Source organism: Embleya sp. NPDC059213 (assembly GCF_042754445.1).
GTDB lineage: Bacteria > Actinomycetota > Actinomycetes > Streptomycetales > Streptomycetaceae > Embleya.
In genome coordinates, this window is the sequence record NZ_JBHZAV010000181.1 from 1 (window position 1) to 18,837 (window position 18,837).

Here is an 18,837-nt window from a genome sequence, read left to right on the forward strand (position 1 = left end):
GGGTGGGACTGCGGGCCGGGACGCGCCCCCGCGCCACCCTCGACCGGTGCCTCGCTCGACCTCGGCCGGGGTCGCCGCGCGGCCGAACGTTCCTCGCGAGACCGCGCGGCGCCCTCACCCGCCCGCCGCCCGGCCCCGGCCGCACCCGCGCCGGATCCACCGTCGCCCGCACCCGAGCGACTCGACCGGTCACCGTCCGCCGCTCCGCCGCGCGGGCGCACCGACCGCCCACCGGCCGCCGCGGCACCGTCCCGGCCACGCGCTCCCGAGCCCGAGCCCGCGTCCCCGGGCCGGGCCGAACGCCCACCCGAGCCCGCGTCCCCGGCCCGCAACCGCGACCAGAGCCCACCCGAGGCACCAGCGCCGGGCCGCGGTCGACCGGGCCGCCCACCGGAGGCCGCGTCACCCGCACGTGGTCGGCCCTCCCGCCCACCCGAGGCACCCGACCGTGCCGAACCCTCGCCACCCGCCCCGACCTCACCCGAGCGCGGCCGAGCCGGCCGCCCGCCCGCCTCCGTCGCATCGCCGCCACGCGGCCGAGCCGGTCGCGCGCCGGCCCCGGCATCCCGGGCGCCCGAACGGCCCGCCCGAGGCGCGTCGGAGTCGGCGGCCCGACCACCGCGGCGCGCCGACGACGCGTCCTCGCCACCGGGCCGACGCGAACCCGAACGCGGGGCCCGGGAACCGGACTCGCCTGGCTCCCCGACACCTTCGCGGGGCCCACCCACACCGGCACCGCCCCGCCCCCCGGCACCCGCCCGAGGCCGACCCGCCCCGGACTCGCCCCGCCCGTCGTCGCCCGTGCGCGGGCGCGCGCCACGCGGCACGGGCGGGTCGGCACGCGGGCGTCGCCCGTCCGGCGCACCCGAGCCGTCGGCCGGGCGCGGCCGGGCGGCCGGCCGGGGCCGGCGGTCCGAGGACGCGGCCGGGTCGGCGCCACGCTCCGGGCGGGCCCGGCCGGCCGAACGCGGCTCGTCGGGATCACGCGGATCACGGGGGTCACGGCGTCCGTCGGTCAACGCGAGGTCCCTTCACCTGAATTGGGCCGCACGCCACTCACGGCGACTCATACGTACAACGAGCGAACGAGCGGGCGGCGCCGTTCCCGGCCGCACCACGTCGCCCGATCCCGCCACCGGGCGACCGGCCGACCAGCGACGGCACCCGAACCCGAGCAACCGACGACACCACGCACACCGGACGGGAGATCATCCGACCACCCCGCCCACCGAACACACCACACCCGCGCCCGCGCCCGCGCCCGAGGCCCACCCACCGGCGGCCCCACCCGGACCCGGCCACCCGAAAACGCGCACCCCCCGGCGGTTCGACGCCGCCGCAGCACCGCCGACCGCGGCCCGCACCTCGTCCGACATGGTCGAGGAAAGCCGGAAGGACAAGGCCGCGCGCCCGGCACCGAGCCGACCCGTCGAGCCGGGTGGGCCGGTCGCCGGGGTGGGCGAACCGGGGTGCGGCGAACACCGTCAACGGGTCGCTTCCGGCGTCGTGGAGCCGGCCGAGGCGACCGGCGCCTCGGCGGCCAGCGCAGCCGACGCGGTGGCCTCGGGCGTGCCGGAGGCACCGGCCGAGGTCGGCCCGGCCGACACGGGTGCCCCCGGCCCGCCACCGGCCGCCGGCGGCGGTGCGGGCGACGTGGGGGCCGCCGGCGACACCGGGGCAACCGGTGTCTCGGGCACCAGCGGCGGCTTGGACGTGGCCGGCTTCGGGACGCCGAGCACTCGTCCGGTCGCCGGATCGATGAACACCGGGCTGCCGCCCGGGACCAGGCCCAGTTCCTGGGCGCGTCGCGCGAGGTCGCCCGGTGCGGCCTTGGCGTCCAGCTCCCGCTGGAGCGCCTCCCGGTCGTCGGTGAGCTGGTCCTGGCGCTTTTGCAACCGGCCCAACTCGAACGAGCCCTGGTTGAGCGCGGTGTTGAGCAGCAGCAGGGACAGCAGGCCACCACCGAGCAGGCCGACCACGAGCACCACGAACGGGGTGCGCGTCGAACCCTTGGCCTGGTGTGCGGCCAGCCGGATCCGGGTCATCGTCCTTGCCGCGCCGCTCATCCCCGGCTCCCCCGTCCGCCGCCCCGATTCACAGGTCTTCCCGCACCCGTTCCGCCGCTCGCAGCCGCACCGAGGCCGCGCGCGGGTTGTCCGCGTTCTCCCGCTCGCTCGCCTTCTCCGAGCCGCGGGTGAGCAACTCCAGCCGGGGCTGCAGGTCCTCCGGGACCACCGGCAGGTCCGGCGGCGCCTTGCTGGTGGCGCCGGCCGCGAGCACCCGCTTGGTCATCCGGTCCTCCAGCGAGTGGTAGGACATCACCACGATCCGCCCGTGCAGCGCCAGCGCCCGCACCGCCGCGGGCAACGCGCGCTCCAGGACCGCGAGTTCGCCGTTGACCTCGATGCGCAGCGCCTGGAACGTGCGCTTGGACGGGTTGCCGCCGGTGCGCCGCGTGGCGGCCGGGATCGCGGTGCGCACGATGTCGACCAGCCGCGCGCTGTTGGTGAACGGCTCCTTCTCCCGCTCGCGCACGATCGCGTCGGCGACCCGGCGGGCGAACCGCTCCTCGCCGAAGTCGCGCAGGATCCGGGCCAGATCGCCGGCGGTGTAGCTGTTGAGGATGTCGGCCGCGGTGATACCCACGGTCGGGTCCATCCGCATGTCCAGCGGCGCGTCCTGCGCGTAGGCGAAGCCGCGATCGGCCCGGTCCAGTTGCAGCGAGGAGACCCCGAGGTCGAACAGGATGCCGTCGATCCGCTCGATGCCCAGTCGGTCGAGCACCTGCGGCAGTTCGTCGTAGACCGCGTGCACCAGCGTGGCCCGTTCGCCGAAGCCCGCCAGCCGGGCGCCGGAGCGCTCCAGCGCCTCGGGGTCGCGGTCCAGGCCGATCAGCCGTGCCTGGGGGAAGGCCGTCAGCAGGGCTTCGCTGTGCCCGCCCATCCCCAGCGTCGCGTCCACCACGACCGCTCCGGGCGCGCGCAGCGCGGGGGCGAGCAGTTCGACGCACCGTTCCAGCAGGACCGGAATGTGGGCGGGCGCCGTCACGGCCCCTCCACCATCGTCGCGTTCACTCCGGGCCCTTCGTCGTGCGGAAACCCGCAGTCTAGAGGCTGGGTCGCGAGGTGCCGGGAGAACATGCCGCCAGGTCCCCGCCCGCTCGTCTGGGGAAGTGACCTCTGGCACCGGGGAAGGAGTGCCAGAAAGCTCGGAGCGGGTGGAGACCTCGCCGCAGGTGCGCCGCGGTCGAGATCGCGTTCGGGAGGGGTGCGGGAGAGGGCGCGGCACCGGGCGTCGCCGCCTCGGTCACAGCAGGCCGGGCAGCACCTCCTCGGACAGCTCGGCGAAGGACTGCTCCTGCTCCGCGAGGTAGTCGTGCCAGGTCTTCGCCGCCCACAGCTCGACCCGGGTGTTGGTCCCGATCACCACGCAGTCGCGGCTGTCCCGGTCGAGCCCGGCGTAGTCCCGCAGCGGTTGCGGCACCAGCACCCGCCCCTGCTTGTCCGGCACCGCGTCGGAGGCACCCGCGTAGAAGACGCGCGTGTAGTCCCGGGCGGCCTTGGAGGTCACCGGGGCGCGGCCCAATTGTTCGGCGATCCGGGTGAACTCCGCGATGGGCCACACATAGAGGCAGCGTTCCTGCCCCTTTGTGATCACAAGGCCCTCCGCCAGCTCGTCCCGGAACCGGGCCGGCAGGATCAGCCGGCCTTTTTCGTCCAACCGGGGCTCGTACGTGCCCAGGAACACCGAGCACCTCCGGCCGCCACGTGGAGCTTTTCAGCTCCATTTCCCGCCACTCTACTCCACCAAACCCCACGGTCAACCCTTTTCGGGCGCGTCACTCTGTTCCCATCCGGGATAAAAGCCCAGGTCAGAAGGGGTACGTCGGGAGAACCACCCGATTGCGCGCCCCCCGCACGCCACTCCCCCACATCGGGCGCGGGTTTCCACCTCCGCAGCATTGGGCTCCCGGTACGAACCTCCCATTTCGGGATTGGCACTCATAGACCCGAAATGGTGACGAGACCCTCGACGCGCGGGCAGTGTGACTCCCCCCACGAGGCGAAAGACGGCCGGGATCGGTACGGTCCTGACCATGGTCGATCGTCTTGTCGCTGCCAACCGCCACTATGCGGAGAAGTACCGCGATCCCGGCATGTCCGCGATGCCGGTCCGACACACCGCAGTCGTCACCTGCATGGACGCCCGCCTGGACGTGCACGCGATGCTCGGACTCGAACTCGGTGACACGCACGTGATCCGCAACGCGGGCGGCGTGGTCACCGACGACGTGGTGCGTTCGCTGACCATCAGTCAGCGACACCTGGGCACCACACAGGTCGTGCTGATCCACCACACCCGGTGCGGCATGCTCACCGTGACCGAGGACTTCCGCCGCGAACTGGAGGCCGACACCGGTCTGCGCCCGCAATGGGCGGTCGAGGCGTTCGTCGATCTCGACGGCGACGTGCGCCAGTCGATGAACCGGGTGCGCAGGTCACCGTTCCTGCTGCACAACAACACGGTGCGCGGGTTCGTATACGACGTCACCACCGGCCTGTTGCGCGAGGTTTTCCCCCTCCCGGACGTGCAACCGGAAGACGCTCCCGAACAGTCCTAGGGTCCGTCGCCCCGATCCTGCCGACCCGAATTCCGGCTCGGCGCGGCACTATCGAGGAGACCGTCCCGTCTCGGCCGAGCCATTTTCTGCCGACCGGATCGTCCCTGCGGCGCGTCGACTACCCTCCGGAGTCGCATCGTGCGTCGTCCGGGCCGGCCAACGGGGTGACGGCAGCGCACGCGACCGGGAGAATCGGCCTGTGGCCCTACCCAGGGCGTGCACAACGCGGTTCCAGGGAGGGGCACGGGTGTCGACGTTCAACGATCAGGCCGGTCTGGGGGATCTGACGGTCACCACCGATCGGATCCGCGGGGCCATGGAGACCGTGATCGAGGGCAAGCCCGAGGTCGTCCGCCTCGCCTTGACCGTATTGCTGGCCGAGGGCCACCTGCTCGTCGAGGACGTTCCGGGAGTCGGCAAGACGATGCTCGCGAAGGCCCTCGCGCGCTCGGTCGATTGCGAGATGCGCCGGGTCCAGTTCACCCCGGACCTGCTTCCCTCCGACATCACCGGAGTCAGCGTCTTCGACCAGGAGAAGCGCGAGTTCGAGTTCAAGCCCGGCGCGATCTTCGCGAACATCGTGGTCGGCGACGAGATCAACCGGGCCTCGCCCAAGACCCAGTCCGCGCTCCTGGAGTGCATGGCCGAGCGTCAGGTCACCGTCGACGGCACCACCTACGAACTGCAGGCGCCGTTCATGGTGATCGCGACGCAGAACCCGGTGGAGATGGAGGGAACGTATCCTCTCCCCGAGGCACAACGGGACCGGTTCATGGCCCGGGTCTCGATGGGCTACCCCGCGGCGGACGCCGAACTGCGGATGATCGGCGGCCACAGCGCCGGCTCGCCGCTGACCGACCTGAGCCCGGTGGCCGACGCCGAGGACCTGGTCCGACTCGCGGACACGGTGCGCCGGGTGCACGTGTCCCCGGCCGTCGCGCGCTACGCGGTCGACCTGGTCGACGCCACCCGCCGCTCCCCCGAACTGCGCCTGGGCGCCTCGCCGCGGGCGACCCTGCACCTGGTCCGCGCCTCCCGCGCGGCGGCGGCGCTGGACAACCGCGACTACGTGCTCCCGGACGACCTTCAGGCGCTGGCCGTCGCGGTGCTCGCACACCGGCTGCTGCCGACCGCCGACGCGCAGATGGCCCGGCGCACCCCCGAGCAGATCGTCGCCGACATCGTCCGCCAGGTCCCGGTCCCCGGCTCGCCGAACGGGCAGCTCCCGCCGGCCCAGGGTCGGATCGGCGCCCCGCAGACCGTGCAGGTCCCGCCCGCGCCGCCCGCGCACCTGCCCTACCCCGGCGGCGTCCCGCAGCACAACGGCGGCCGGCCGTACCCGACACAGGCACCCACCGCGCACCAGGGCTACGCGCCGGTGCCGTCCGACGGTCGCCTCGGCGGCACGGGCTCCGGGGCGGCGCGCTGACGTGCGTACCGCCCTGTCCGGCCTGACGACGCGGGGGCGGTCCTTCCTCGCGGCGGGGGTCGCCGCGAGCATCTGCGCGGTGATCCTGGGCCAACGCGACCTGTTGCGGGTCGGTTTCCTGCTCACCGCGCTGCCTCTGGTGTCGGTACTGATCGTCGCCCGCACCCGGCACCTGGTCACCAGCGCCCGGGCGCTGGAACCGCCCCGGGTGGCGGCCGGTCACGAGTCACAGGTACGGCTGCGCGTGGACAACGTCTCGCGCATCCCCACCGGCCTGCTGATGCTGGAGGACCACGTGCCCTACGTGCTCGGCTCGCGACCGCGGTTCGTGCTCGACCGGATCGAGCCGCACGGCAGTCGGCACGTGTCCTACCGGGTCCGCTCCGACCTGCGCGGGCGCTTCCCGGTCGGGCCGCTGCGGTTGCGGATGGCCGACCCGTTCGGGATGTGCGAACTGACCCGATCCTTCGCCGCGCGGGACACCCTGGTGGTCACCCCGGCGGTACAACCGCTGCCCGCGGTGGACCTGGGCGGCGAGTGGACCGGCTACGGCGACAGCCACGCCCGCAACGTGTCCGCGTCCGGCGAGGAGGACGTGGTCCCGCGCGAGTACCGGCACGGCGACGACGTGCGCCGGGTGCACTGGCGCTCCACCGCCCGCCGCGGCGAACTCATGGTGCGCCGCGAGGAACAGGCGTGGCAGAACCGGGCCACCGTGATGATCGACACGCGCGCGGGCGCGCACGTGGGCGAGGGACCGGCCTCGTCCTTCGAATGGGTCGTCTCGGCCGCCGCCTCGGTGGGCGTGCATCTGTGCCGTCGCGGCTACACCACCCGGCTGCTCGACGCCGAGGGCGACGCCCTGGCCGGGGACCTGGAGGGGATCCGGGCCGCGCCCGGCGACCTGGAGGGCTTCCTGCTGGACGCGCTGGCCGTGGTGGAGACCGTGCCGGTGGCCGCACTCGACCAGGCCGAGCCCGCACTGCGTGATCCCAACGGCGGCGGGCTGACCGTGGCCGTGCTCGGCGCGCTGACCGAGGACGACGTCAAGCGGCTCGGTCGGGCCCGGCACCGCTCCGGCCGCGGCGTCGCGGTCGTCCTGGACGTGAGCACGTGGGGCCGGGTACCCGGCGCGTTGCCGCACGACAGCGCGGTGGCCCTGCTGCGCCAGGCCGGCTGGCGGGTGTTGTCCGCCCGGGCCGGTTCGCGGTTGTCCGAGCTGTGGCGCTCGGCCGGTCGGGTGGGCGACCCCGCCGCGGCCGGTTCGATGTCCTTCGCCGGCACCTCGCGGGCGAGTGCTCCCGTCGCGCCCGCGAGCGCCGGCAACCCCTCGCCCCCGCCGCGCCCGCGCGCGGCGCCCACGGTCGGGGGCGGCACCGTCGATGGAGGGGGAAGGTCATGACCGGTCGGCTGCGCCTGGCCCTGGTCGCGGGACTCGCGACCGCGCTGACGTCGTCCTCGCTGCTCCCGCTGGTCGACGCGGGCGGCTGGATCGCCCAGGGTCTGGGCGCGATCCTCCTGGTCGCCCTGGTCGGCGAAGGAGCCCGACGCATCCGGGTGCCCCGCCCGATCGTGGGGTTGACCCAACTCGCCGCGCTGGTGCCCTATCTGCTGCTCGTCTGCGTGCCCGACGCCAGCGGCCCGATCCCCACCCCGAGCAGCATCGACGCGTTCGTGCAACTGCTGCGCGTGGGCGGGCAGGACATCCGCGAGTTCACCACGCCCGCGCCGGCCTCGCCCGGGATCATCGCGATCCTGCTGCTGGTGATGGGCGGCATGGCCGTACTCGTGGACCTGATCGCGGTCACCTACGCCCAGGCGGCCCCCGCGGGCCTGCCGTTGCTGGCCCTCTACAGCGTGCCGGCCGCGCTGTCCCGGTCCGGACTGGGCTGGGCGATCTTCCTGATCGCGGCGCTGGCCTACGTGCTGCTGCTGCTCGCGGAGGGCCGGGAACGGCTGTTGCGCTGGGGTCGCCCACTGACCCCGCCGACCCCGCCCGGCTATCCGCCGCCGCGCCAGTACCGCCCACCCGCGCGCGGCGGCGGCCGGATCGGCCTGACCGCGCTCGCGGTGGCGGTGGCCGTCCCGGCGCTGATCCCGCTCAGCGCCAACCGGCTGATCGACAAGACCGACAACGGACCGCAGTCGCACCGCCTGACCACGATCAACCCCGTGGTCAAGCTCTCCGACGAACTGAACCGCGCGGACAACGTCGAGCTGATGCGCTACCGCACCAACGCGGCCACCCCCGGCTCGATCTACCTGCGGATCTCCTCCCTGGACCGATTCGACGGCCGCACCTGGCAGCCCTCGGAACGGCAACTGACCGACGTGCCGAAGGACTTCCCCAAGCCCGCGGGACTGGACCCGGCAGTGCGCACCGCCGAGGTGACCACCCGGATCGAGGCCAACGACGGGTATCGGCAGGGCTCGTTGCCGATGCCCTACCCGGCGTCGCAGGTCCAGGTGAAGGGCAGTTGGCGGTTCGAGCCCGAGGGTCGGCTGCTGCTCGGCGACAACAAGCAGGACACCCGGGGGCTGGGCTGGACGGTGACCAGCCTGGACGTCGAGCCGACCCCGGCCCAGCTCAAGGCCGCCGGGCCGCCGCCGCCCTCGCTCGCGCCGTACGTGTCGTTGCCGCTGCCGGCCGACATGGTGAACCGGATCCGTCAGCAGGCGCTCAAGATCGGCGGGAACGGCACCTCCTACGACCGGGCCCGCAACCTGGAGGAGTGGTTCGCCCGCTCCAACCAGTTCCGCTACGACACCAAGGTCCCGCAGGGCAACGGCGCCTCCGCGCTGGAGAACTTCCTGGAGCAGAAGGTCGGCTACTGCGAACAGTTCTCCTCGGCGATGGCGGTGATGGCCCGCACGCTGGGCATCCCGGCCCGGGTCGCGGTCGGCTTCATCCCCGGCACCCTGCAGACCGATCTGACCTACAAGGTCAGCAGCCACGACGCGCACGCGTGGCCGGAGCTGTACTTCGCCGGAGCGGGCTGGATCCGGTTCGAGCCGACCCCCTCGCGGGGCAACTCGCCCTCCTACGCCCAGCAGGACGTCGCGCCGGTCGCGCCGTCCGCGCCGCCGGGCAGCGCGGGCGAACTGCCCACGAAGCAGCCGCAGAGCTCGCAGAGCGCGACGCCGTCGGCGTCCGCGAGCACCGCGCCGGTCACCGCCGGCGGTTCCTCGGACGGGCCCTGGTTCTCCGGCCGGGCGCTGTTGATCGGCTCGGCGATCCTGTTGTTCGTACTGCTCGCGGCGGCGCCGATGTTGGCCCGGGGCCGGGTCAGGGGGCGTCGACTCGCCGCGCTGACCCGAAACGTGGCGGCGGACGGGGCGGACACCGAACCCGGTGATCGTGCCGGGCCGGTGCTCGGCGGCTGGGCCGAGGTGTTGGACACCGCCCGCGACCTGGGCCATCCGGCACCGGACGGGGAGACGCCGCGGCAGGCGGCGCAGCGGTTGTTGCTCGTGCTCGCCGAGCGATCCGCGGCGGCGGACGACGCCGCGAACCCCGAGTCCGCCGCGCTGCTCGCGGCCCGCGAGGCGCTGCCGCGCGTCGCGCTGGCCACCGAGCGGTTGTTGTACGCGCAGACCCCGCCGACCCGGGAGGCCGGGCTGGGCGAGGACGTACGGGCGATCCGCAAGGGCCTGCTCGCGCGGGCCGGGCGCGGCGCGCGACTGCGCGCCACGCTGCTCCCGTCGTCGCTGCGCCGCCGGGGTCGACCGAGCCTGGCCGAGCGCCGGTACACGTTCGTCGAGCGGTTCCGACCGCGCCGTCGCCGCGGCGACGGCCCCGGGCCCACCGTGAAGCCGGCCGACGTCGGCTGAGTACGGCGGGGCCGGGGTGCAGCGGCCGCCCGAAACCTACGAAAAACGCCGCCGGCGGTGACTCCCGAGGATCTCGGGAATCACCGCCGGCGGCGTTTGCTGTGTGCCCAGCGAATCACCCGGGTGGGTCGATGGGTCTCGACCCCGGGTCCGCCCGTCGGCCGGGCGGCGGCGGGGTCTCCCCCGCCGCGTCGTCCGGATCACCCGAAGGGTCAGCCGCCGTTTTCCTCGCGCCGACGGCGCCAGCGGTCCTCGATGCGGTTCATCACCTTGGCCTTGCGCCGGCGCGGTGCGCGCCCGGGAGCGCCGCCGCCTTCGCCCGCGTTGGCCGTCGCGGGTCCCCGGCGCCAGCCGGTGACCGCGAGGAGCGCCCCACCGAGCATCGCCAGAAAGCCGATGACGCTCACCCAGATCTGTTGGACCATCATGCCGGTCATCAACAGGACGATGCCGAGCAGGAATCCGAGGATTGCCTGGACGGTGCGTCGCCGGGTGTGCCGGCGCATGCCGGCTGCTTCGAGCGCTGTCGCGAATTTGGGATCTTCGGCGTAGAGCGCTCGCTCCATCTGCTCAAGCATGCGCTGCTCGTGCTCTGAGAGCGGCACGGCGTCCTCCTTCGTCGGCCGCGACGCGACCTTGCGGCCCTTTCAGGATAGGCAGGTAATCGCTGTCGTGAAAGCCACCCTCGGCACGGGCTCGAAGCCTGCTCCAAGATGATGGGTCACCACATCGATCCCCGCCCCTGTCGACACTCCTGCCCTGTCCGGCGCACGCTCATGTCCCCCGGTCAGGGCTTCGATGATATGCGGCCGGAGCGGGTTCGCGCTGAGGGGCGGGGCCACGTGGGTCACAGCCGCGTACCGGTCGTGATCCGCGGGGTCGGACTCAGCGCCCGGAACGCCCGTGCGAGCCGGGTCCGGGGGTGAGCAGCGTGGCCGAGGTCAGCGCCGCGTCGCCGAACCGGCCGCGCACCGCGTCGGCCGCGCGCTCCGCCTCGCGCCGGCCCAGGACCCGTTCGCCGAGCGCCAGTTGGCGCGGGTAGGCGCCGCCGACCAGGCCCTCCACCCGGATGCCCACCAGCCGCAGTCGAGCCCGTTCCAGGCCCAGTGCGCCGTGCAGCAGGCAGGCCACGCCGTAGATCTCGTGGCCCACGTCGGTGGCCTCGCGCAGGGTCCTGGACCGGGTGATGGTGCTGAAGTCGGCGAATCGGATCTTGATCGTGACGGTCCGCCCGGCCGCCTTCGCCCGGCGCAGTCGGGTCGCGGTGCGGTGGGCGAGGTCGAGCAGGGTGCGGCGGATCACGTCCGGGTCGTCCACATCGGTGGGAAAAGTCTCCTCCGCGCCGATACTGCGTTCGGGTTCCCACGGGATCACCGGACGCCGGTCCCGGCCCCACGCGAGTTCGTGCAGTCCGCGACCCGCGGCCGGGCCGAGCGCGCGGCTCAGGGTCTCGACCGAGGTGTGCGCGACATCACCGATGGTGGTCAGGCCCAGATCGGTCAGCAGCGCGCCGGTGCGTTCGCCGACGCCCCACAGCCGGTCCACCGGGAGCGGGTGCAGGAAGTCCACCACCTCCTCGGGACGGATCACGCTCAGTCCGTCCGGCTTGGCCAGTGCGCCGGCCAGCTTGGCGGTGAACTTGTTGTCGGCGATGCCGACCGAACAGGTGATGCCCTGCTCGTCGAGGATCCGGGCGCGGATGTTCTCGCCGATCGCCGCCGGCGGGCCGAGTCGGCGGGTGACCCCGGCCAGGTCCAGGAACGCCTCGTCCAGGGACAGCGGCTCCACCCGCGGGGTGATCGAGCGGAGCACCTCCATCACGCCGCCGGAGACCAGCCCGTAGTCGTCGTGGTCCGGTGACAGGAACACCGCGTGCGGGGCGAGCCGGCGGGCCCGGGAGGTGGCCTGGCCGGCGTGTACGCCCAGCGCGCGCACGTCGTAGGTGGCGGAGAGCACCACCCCGCGCGGGCCCTGGCCGGCCACCACCAGCGGGGTGTCGCGCAGTTCGGGGTTGCGGCGGATCTCGACGGACGCGTAGAAGGCGTCCATGTCCACGTGCATGATCGCCGGCGGGGCGGATCGGGCGGTGCTCATCCGGCACCGCCCGTACCGAGGATGCGATCGGGGTGCGGGTCAGCCCGCCGGCTTGCTCGCCAACAGGTGCAGTTGGGTGGCCAGGGCGCGGTACTCCGGCTGTTCGGCCGCGGCGCGTTCCAGGTCCAGGAGCGCGTCGAACGAGGCCGGGTCGTCGACCAGGACGCCCGGGACCAGGTCGGCGAAGACCCGGATCGCGTGCACGGGGCCGGCCTCCAGGCCGGTTTTGGCGACCAGTTCGGTGAGGTCGGCGACGGTGAACCGGCGCGGCAGCGGATCGGCCGGGCCGTATCGGCCCTCGGGGTCGGCGAGCAGGTCGCGGGCCTGGTCGAAGTGTCCGGCCAGGGCGCGGGCCAGGACCGCGCCGGTGCGGTTGGCCGCGAGCAGGCTGAGCGTGCCGCCGGCGCGCAGGGCGCGGACGATGTGCGCGAGGTCGGCCGCGGGGTCGTCGACCACCTCCAGCACGCCGTGGCACAACACCACGTCGGCGGCGTCCGGTTCGACCACGTCGAACAGGCCGTGCGTGTCGCCCTGGTAGGCCCGGACCAGGTCGGTGACGCCGGCCTCGGCGGCCCGGCGTTCGAACGCGGCGAGCGCGTCCGGGCTGGGGTCGACGACGGTGACCCGGTGGCCGAGTCGGGCGATCGGCACGGCGAGGTTGCCGGTGCCGCCGCCGGCGTCGAGCACGTCCAGGACGCCGCGCCCGGCCGCCTCGACCCGTCGGTCCAACGCCTCGCGCAGCACCTGCCACACGACGGCCGTACGCATCGAGCTGCGCCTGCGCGTCTGGTCGGACACGGACACCCTCCTCCGGAACTGGTCGGGTTCCACCTTAGGGCGTTGTGGACGATCATCCCGCGCTCCCGGGGCTGGCGTGCCAGAGCTTGCGCGGGGGTTGCTTGCCGGGGCCGCCGGCCGGGCGCAGGTCGGCGTACGGGGAGACCTTGAAGCCGCTCGCGTGCACCAGGACCCGGCGGGCGGCGGGGGCGGGGGCGGTGGGGGTCGACGCGGCCATCAGTTCGTGTACGGCCGGGAGGCCGCCGGTGCTCCAGGCGTCGTACAGGGCTCCCAGCTCCCAGCAGCCGGTGGCCCGCAGCGACACGCCGCGCGGGCCGGTGCGCCGCAACACGCCGCGCACGACGAGCAGCCAGGAGTGGAACAGGGTGGCCGCGTACGGGTCCTGGGCGTCCTCGAAGAAGGTGGTGTCCACCGGTCCGGTGGCGTCGTCCAGGGTCAGGAAGATCACCCGGCGGCCGGTGCGGATCGGCGGGGTCTGGGTGGCCACCTTGACGCCGGCCACGAGCAGTTCGGCGCGGTTGCGCCGGTTCAGCAGGTCGCGGGCGCGGGTGATGCCCAGGTCGGCCAGGAACGGCGCGTAGAAGTCGAGCACGTGTCGGTCGGCGTCCAGACCGAGGATGTCGAGTTCGGCGCGGACCCGCTCGACGGCGGTGAGCTCGGGCAGCCCGGTGGCCGGCGGTGCGTCGGGGGCCAGTCCGAGATCGAGCTCGGCGCCGCCCCGATGCCGCCCGGCGCGGCCGAGCCGGTCCAGGTCGGCGAGGTGCAGCAGCAGGTCGCGGCGGGTGCTGGGGGCCGGGTGCACGGTGTCGAACGCGCCGACGGTGATCAGCCGTTCGGTGGTCGGGCGGGACGCGCCGGCGCGGGCCCTGAAGTCGACCAGGGACGTGTACGGGCGGTGCGCCAGCACGTGGGCGACCTCGTCGGCGCCGATGCCCTTGATCTCGGCGAGCGGGATCCGCAGACCGGGCGTGCCGTCGGCGTCGGGCTCGACCCGGTAGACGTCGTCCGAGCGGTTGACGTCGACGCCCAGGATCGGCACGCCGAATTGGCGGGCGTCGTCCAGGATCAGCCGTTTGGGGTACATCCCCGGGTCGTGGGTGAGCACGCCGGCCAGGAACGCGGCGGTGTGGTGCGCCTTGAGCCACGCGGACTGGTAGGTGGGCACCGCGAACGCGGCGGCGTGCGCCTTGCAGAAGCCGAACGACGCGAACGCCTCCAGCACCTCCCAGATCTTGTCGATCACGGGAGTGCGGTAGCCGCGGGCCGCGGCTCGCTCGTACAGCCAGTCGCGGACGATCGGTTTCCGCTCGTGGCTGCCCAGCGCGCGCCGGGCCGCGTCGCCGCGGGCGAGATCGCATCCGGTGGCGATGTGGATGATCCGGATCACCTGTTCGTGGAAGACCACCACGCCGCAGGTCTCGGCGAGCGCGTCCCGGAAGTCCTCGTGGATGTAGTACGGCTCGGCCCAGCCCTGGCGGGCCGCCAGGAACGGGGTGACCATGTCGCTCTTGACCGGGCCGGGTCGGAACAGCGAGATGTCCACGATGATGTCCTCGAACGTCTCCGGGGCGAACTTGCCGATCAGCTCGCGCTGACCGGGCGATTCGATCTGGAAACAGCCCAGGGTGCGCTTGGAGCGGATCAGCTCGAAGGTCGCGGGGTCGTCGTACGCGATCGTGTCCAGGTCGGGGGCGGTGCCCTCGACGCGTTCGATCTCGGCCACCGCGTGTGCCATCGCGGACTGCATGCGTACGCCGAGCACGTCGAGTTTGAGCAGCCCGAGGTGTTCGACGTCCTCCTTGTCGAACTGGCTCATCGGGAAGCCCTGCGCGGAGGTCTCGACGGGGGTGCGGTCCAGCAGGGTGGGGTTGGACAGCAGTACGCCGCACGGGTGCAGGGCGAGGTGTCGGGGCAGTCCGTCCAGGCGCGCGGCGAGGGCGAACAGGCCGTCCAGGCCGCCGTCCCGGGCGATTCGGCTGCCGCGCAGCTCGGGCAGGTCGCGGCGGGCCGCGGCGAGGTCGCGGGCGCGGATGTGCGGGAACGCCTTGGCCAGTTCGTCGATCTCGCCGGCGGCCAGGCCGAGCGCGGCGCCGACGTCGCGGATGGCGTGGCGGGCGCGGTAGGTCTCGGCCATCGACACGCACGCGCAGCGCTCGGGGCCGAAGACCTCCATGATCCGCCGGTAGACGTCGGTGCGGCGGGCGGATTCGACGTCGACGTCGATGTCGGGCAGCGCGGCGCGTCGGTCCGAGACGAATCGCTCCATCAGCAGGCCGTGCCGCAGCGGGTCCACCCCGGAGATGCCGAGCAGGTGGTTGACCAGGCTGCCCGCGCCGGAGCCGCGGGCCGCGCAGCGCACACCCATCTCCCGGATCAGGTCGACCACGCCGGCCACGGTCAGGAAGTAGGACGGCAGGCCGAGTCGGCCGATCAGCGCGAGTTCGTCGTCCAGGCGGGTGCGCGCCTCGGTGGTGGGGGCGATGCCGCGCAGGCCCAGGCCCGCCTCGCAGCGGGCGCGCAGTTCGGCGGCGGCCCGGCTCGCGGGCACGCCGAGCACCTCCGGTTCGGGGTAGAACACGCTGCCGATGCCGAGGTCCTCGGCCGGGTCCAGGACCAGGTCGTCGGCGAGGGCGCGGGTGGCGTCGAGCAGTGCGGCGGCGGTGCCGCGGCCGGCCAGGCAGGTGATCTCGGCGGCGACGGCGACCATGTCGAGGGTGGGCTTGAGGTATTCCTCGGAGCCGGTGCGGCTCAGGTGGTGTCGGCCGAGCGGGACCAGTCGGCGGGCCGCGTCGAGCACGTCGGCGACCACGGCGTCCTCGCGGTCGGCGTAGCGCACCGCGTTGGTGAGCACGGCGGGCACCCGGTGGGCGTCGGCCAGGAGTGCCATCCGGGCCGCGTGGGCGGCCGAGCGGGCCCGGCCGAGCGGCGCCAGATGGCACACCAGTTCGATGAAGAGGGCGTCCTCGGCCAGCGCGGTCCGGGCCCGGGCGAGCAGCCGCTCGGCGCGCGCGGGCCGGTCGGCGGCGACCGCCCGGCCGATCTCCGAGTCGGGTCCGACCAGTACCACCACGGCGCCGTCGGTGGCGGCGAGCGCGTCCCACGTGGTCACCGGGTCGGCCCGGTCGCGCCGATGCGCGTCGCTGATCAACCGGCACAGCGCGCCCCAACCGGCCTTGCCCCGGGCCAGCACGGTGACCCGGGGGTGCCCGGCGTCGGTGAACGCGCCGCCGCGGGCCGGGGTGCGCCGACGCCGGCCCGGCTCGGCGGCGGCCGGTTCGATCGGCAGCACCGCCAGCTCGGCGCCCAGGATCGGCCGGATGCCCGCCGCGACGCACCCGCGCGCGAACGCGACGGCGCCGTAGACCCCGTCCCGATCGGTCAGCGCGAGCGTGTCCAGGCCGTGTTCGACCGCACGCTCGATCAGCGTGCGCGGATGCGCGACGCCGTAGCGCATCGAATGCCCGGACGCGACGTGCAGGTGCGCGAACGGGCGGTTCGGTCGGCTGGGTCGGTTCATCCGGTGCGTTCAATCGATAGGAGGGGGTGGGGCCGGGATCGGGGGCAGTGCGAGCAGGCGCACCACCAGGCGGAAGAAGGTCTCCACGTCGCGGATCAGGTCGTCCGCCTCGCGGCCGGTGACCGCGCCGGGCAGTCCGGCCTCGGCCGCGGCACGCTTGCGGGCGCCGGCGGCGAAGAAGGCCGCCCACTCGGTCAGCTCGGGCGCCACCTTCGGCAGCAGCTCCCAGGCACTGCGCGGGGCCCGCCGACGGCGGCCCGCCCGCTCGTCGTCGGCCTGCGCCCGGGCGGCGAGCACGGCCGCCGCCACCCGCAGCGCGGCCAGATGGGCGGTGGCGTACCGCTCCGCGGCGTCGCGGTCGACGGCGGCCTCGGTGAGCCCGCGCCGGGCCTGGGTCAGCAGGTCCAGCGCGCCGCGCGGGGCGGACGACCAGCGCACGGGCGCCCGTCGGATCGGCGGCGGCTCGGGTATGTGGGCGGACTGGTTCCAACTCGCGCTCGGGCTCGCACTCGCGCTCACCCGGTCACCTCCTCAATCGGCGGTCCGCGCCAGCGTCCAGGTCCCGGCGCCGGCGTCCAGGCTGAGGTCGTACACACCCAACGGCGCGCTGCGGCCGGCCCCGGCCTCCACGCGCCACACCTCGCGCTCCCCCGTCGCCACGACGGCGGTCCGCGAGCGCGCGTGTTGCCACCACTCGCCGGTCTCCACCCAGTGGCCGAGCACCTCCCGGACCACGTAGAGCCGGTCGTGCCACAGGAACCGCGCGGGGTCCCCACCGCTGCGCAGCACCTCCACCGGGTCGGTGTGCAGACGCGTCATCCAGCTCCTCCTCCGCCGAGGCCGGGAGCCGCGATGCGCTTCCCCACGCACCGCCGCCCCAGGCTGCCCATCCGCTTGCCCCGTGCCGTTCGAGTCGAACTCTTCATCGAACAAAAGTTCGATCTCGTTTGCCAGTAAAGCTCGCTCCTCCACCCACGTCAACGTCATTGCCGCAGCTCCGGGCGAACCGTCGTGTTCGAGTGATGTTCGAGCATGTTCGAGTGCACCGAATCACCCGTCGAGAGCGGGTTGCTCCCTTGCGTTCCACCGTGACAGGCGACACCGACACCGCACCGACACCCGTACCGAGCGCCCGTCCGACGTGCCACCCTTGACCGGGTGCGCCCACGTCTGCCCTCACCACTGCACGAGCTGCGCGATCCCCGATTGACCGCCCTGGGCCTACGCCTCGCGCTCAAACGGGACGACCTGATCCACCCCGAGGTGCCGGGCAACAAGTGGCGCAAGCTGAAGTACAACCTCACGGCGGCCCACGAGCAGGGGCAGCGGACGTTGTTGACCTTCGGCGGCGCGTACTCCAACCATCTGCGGGCCACCGCCGCGGCCGGCCACGCGCTCGGGCTGGCCACGGTCGGCGTGGTGCGCGGCGAGGAACTCGCCGGCCGCCCGCTCAACCCCTCGCTCGCCTTCGCCGTCGAACACGGCATGCGGCTGGTGTTCGTGGACCGGGCGACCTACCGGGCCAAGCACACACCGCAGGTGCTCGATCGGCTGCTCGCCGTGCACGGGCCCGCGTACCTGCTCCCGGAGGGCGGCAGCAACGAGGCCGCCGTGCGCGGTTGCGCGGAACTGCCCGCCGAGCTCGGCGACGACTTCGACGTGGTCTGCGTCGCGGTGGGCACCGGCGGCACCCTCGCCGGCATCGCGGCGGGCCTGCCGCCGGGGCGGCGGGCGATCGGCTTCGCGGCGCTCAAGGGCGGCTTCCTCGCCGCCGAGGTGGCCGAGCTCCAGCGGCGCACCCGCGGCGCACCGACCGACAACTGGCACGTGGAGCACGACTTCCACCACGGCGGCTACGCCCGCCGCGGCCCGGAGCTGGACACGTTCCTCGCCGACTTCGCGGCCCGGCACGACTTCGCGCCCGAACCGATCTACGTCGGGAAGATGTTGTTCGGCCTGTTCGCCCTCGCCGAGCGCGGCGCGTTCACCCCGGGCACTCGGCTGATCGCGGTGATCACCGGCTGATCCGGGACCTCGGCGGCCCCGGCACGAAGGCACCGGCTCCGCCTCCCCAGGCGAAGCCGGCCCCCGGACGACCCGCCGCCCCCCGGCCGGCCGATCGTCCCATCGGGACCGGCGCCCCCACGCCGATCCCGATGTCGTCGCGCCCCGCCGTTCCCCCGAACGGCGCTCCCCCGAGGCTTCCGTGGGCGCTTTCCCCGTGCCGACCACTCTGCCGGTCGGCGCCGGGGCCGGACATCCGTACGGATACTCAGAAGCGGGCCCGGGAATCGCCGTCCGTATCCGGGTTGATCACGATTTCCGACCCCGTCGCACACGCCGAAAAGAAATCTTCCTCGCGCGTACAACCCTCTGCGCGGGTCGCGAGTCTTACCAATCGTGACCCGCTGGGGGGTGGGCCCGTGGACCGTGGGGAGCGGTCGCGGGAAGGTGCGGGGGATCAGGCCCGGGGGGGGGGGGGGGTACCCCCCCCCCCCCCAAAAAAAGATACACCCCGCCACCCCAACAGGGGGGGGGGGCCCGGGT

14 protein-coding genes are annotated in these 18,837 nt (G+C 73.9%); 5 read left to right on the top strand and 9 right to left on the bottom strand.

Annotated features, from left to right (window positions below; genetic code table 11):
* Positions 1-1,484 precede the first annotated feature (1,484 nt).
* From ACFXMF_RS38820 to mraZ, 3 genes are all read right to left on the bottom strand, one after another.
* Complete coding sequence (locus ACFXMF_RS38820) at positions 1,485-2,066, bottom strand: hypothetical protein (protein ID WP_379992185.1); 582 nt, start codon at positions 2,064-2,066, stop codon at positions 1,485-1,487.
* Positions 2,067-2,094: 28 nt separating this feature from the next.
* Entirely contained in the window at positions 2,095-3,048 is a 954-nt protein-coding gene (gene rsmH, locus ACFXMF_RS38825) for a 16S rRNA (cytosine(1402)-N(4))-methyltransferase RsmH (protein ID WP_360305052.1), read from the bottom strand.
* Positions 3,049-3,306: 258 nt separating this feature from the next.
* Positions 3,307-3,747 (bottom strand): division/cell wall cluster transcriptional repressor MraZ, encoded by a 441-nt coding sequence (mraZ, locus tag ACFXMF_RS38830; protein WP_360305050.1) that lies wholly within the window; start codon positions 3,745-3,747, stop codon positions 3,307-3,309.
* 349 nt (positions 3,748-4,096) lie between these two features.
* On the opposite strand from mraZ, the gene ACFXMF_RS38835 reads away from it, so the two are divergent.
* The 4 genes from ACFXMF_RS38835 to ACFXMF_RS38850 all read left to right on the top strand — a co-directional run bounded on the left by ACFXMF_RS38835 (position 4,097) and on the right by ACFXMF_RS38850 (position 9,881).
* A complete protein-coding gene (locus tag ACFXMF_RS38835; protein ID WP_360305048.1) occupies positions 4,097-4,621 on the top strand; it encodes a carbonic anhydrase in 525 nt (174 codons plus the stop codon).
* A gap of 247 nt (positions 4,622-4,868) precedes the next feature.
* The gene (locus tag ACFXMF_RS38840; protein ID WP_360305046.1) at positions 4,869-6,050 is read left to right on the top strand and encodes an AAA family ATPase; all 1,182 of its coding nucleotides are present in this window, start codon (positions 4,869-4,871) and stop codon (positions 6,048-6,050) included.
* Position 6,051: 1 nt separating this feature from the next.
* Entirely contained in the window at positions 6,052-7,452 is a 1,401-nt protein-coding gene (locus tag ACFXMF_RS38845; RefSeq protein ID WP_379992186.1) for a DUF58 domain-containing protein, read from the top strand.
* Complete coding sequence (locus ACFXMF_RS38850; protein ID WP_379992188.1) at positions 7,449-9,881, top strand: transglutaminaseTgpA domain-containing protein; 2,433 nt, start codon at positions 7,449-7,451, stop codon at positions 9,879-9,881. The genes ACFXMF_RS38845 and ACFXMF_RS38850 overlap by 4 nt, the downstream gene beginning before the upstream one ends.
* A gap of 212 nt (positions 9,882-10,093) precedes the next feature.
* Here ACFXMF_RS38850 and ACFXMF_RS38855 read toward each other — a convergent pair whose 3' ends face one another.
* The 6 genes from ACFXMF_RS38855 to ACFXMF_RS38880 all read right to left on the bottom strand — a co-directional run bounded on the left by ACFXMF_RS38855 (position 10,094) and on the right by ACFXMF_RS38880 (position 17,109).
* Positions 10,094-10,486 (bottom strand): DUF3040 domain-containing protein, encoded by a 393-nt coding sequence (locus ACFXMF_RS38855; protein WP_026218737.1) that lies wholly within the window; start codon positions 10,484-10,486, stop codon positions 10,094-10,096.
* 280 nt (positions 10,487-10,766) lie between these two features.
* A complete protein-coding gene (gene dinB, locus ACFXMF_RS38860; protein ID WP_360305040.1) occupies positions 10,767-11,975 on the bottom strand; it encodes a DNA polymerase IV in 1,209 nt (402 codons plus the stop codon).
* A gap of 39 nt (positions 11,976-12,014) precedes the next feature.
* Positions 12,015-12,773, bottom strand: coding sequence for a methyltransferase domain-containing protein (locus ACFXMF_RS38865; protein WP_360305038.1), 759 nt, complete (start codon positions 12,771-12,773; stop codon positions 12,015-12,017).
* A 52-nt stretch (positions 12,774-12,825) separates the two neighbouring features.
* Entirely contained in the window at positions 12,826-16,290 is a 3,465-nt protein-coding gene (locus tag ACFXMF_RS38870; protein ID WP_379992150.1) for a DNA polymerase III subunit alpha, read from the bottom strand.
* 9 nt (positions 16,291-16,299) lie between these two features.
* Positions 16,300-16,809, bottom strand: a complete 510-nt coding sequence (locus tag ACFXMF_RS38875; protein WP_379992149.1) for an SAV_6107 family HEPN domain-containing protein — start codon at positions 16,807-16,809, stop codon at positions 16,300-16,302.
* 12 nt (positions 16,810-16,821) lie between these two features.
* A complete protein-coding gene (locus ACFXMF_RS38880; RefSeq protein ID WP_355534641.1) occupies positions 16,822-17,109 on the bottom strand; it encodes a DUF6504 family protein in 288 nt (95 codons plus the stop codon).
* 339 nt (positions 17,110-17,448) lie between these two features.
* Between ACFXMF_RS38880 and ACFXMF_RS38885 the strand changes: the two genes are divergently transcribed.
* Positions 17,449-18,315 (top strand): 1-aminocyclopropane-1-carboxylate deaminase/D-cysteine desulfhydrase, encoded by an 867-nt coding sequence (locus tag ACFXMF_RS38885; RefSeq protein WP_379992148.1) that lies wholly within the window; start codon positions 17,449-17,451, stop codon positions 18,313-18,315.
* Positions 18,316-18,837 lie beyond the last annotated feature (522 nt).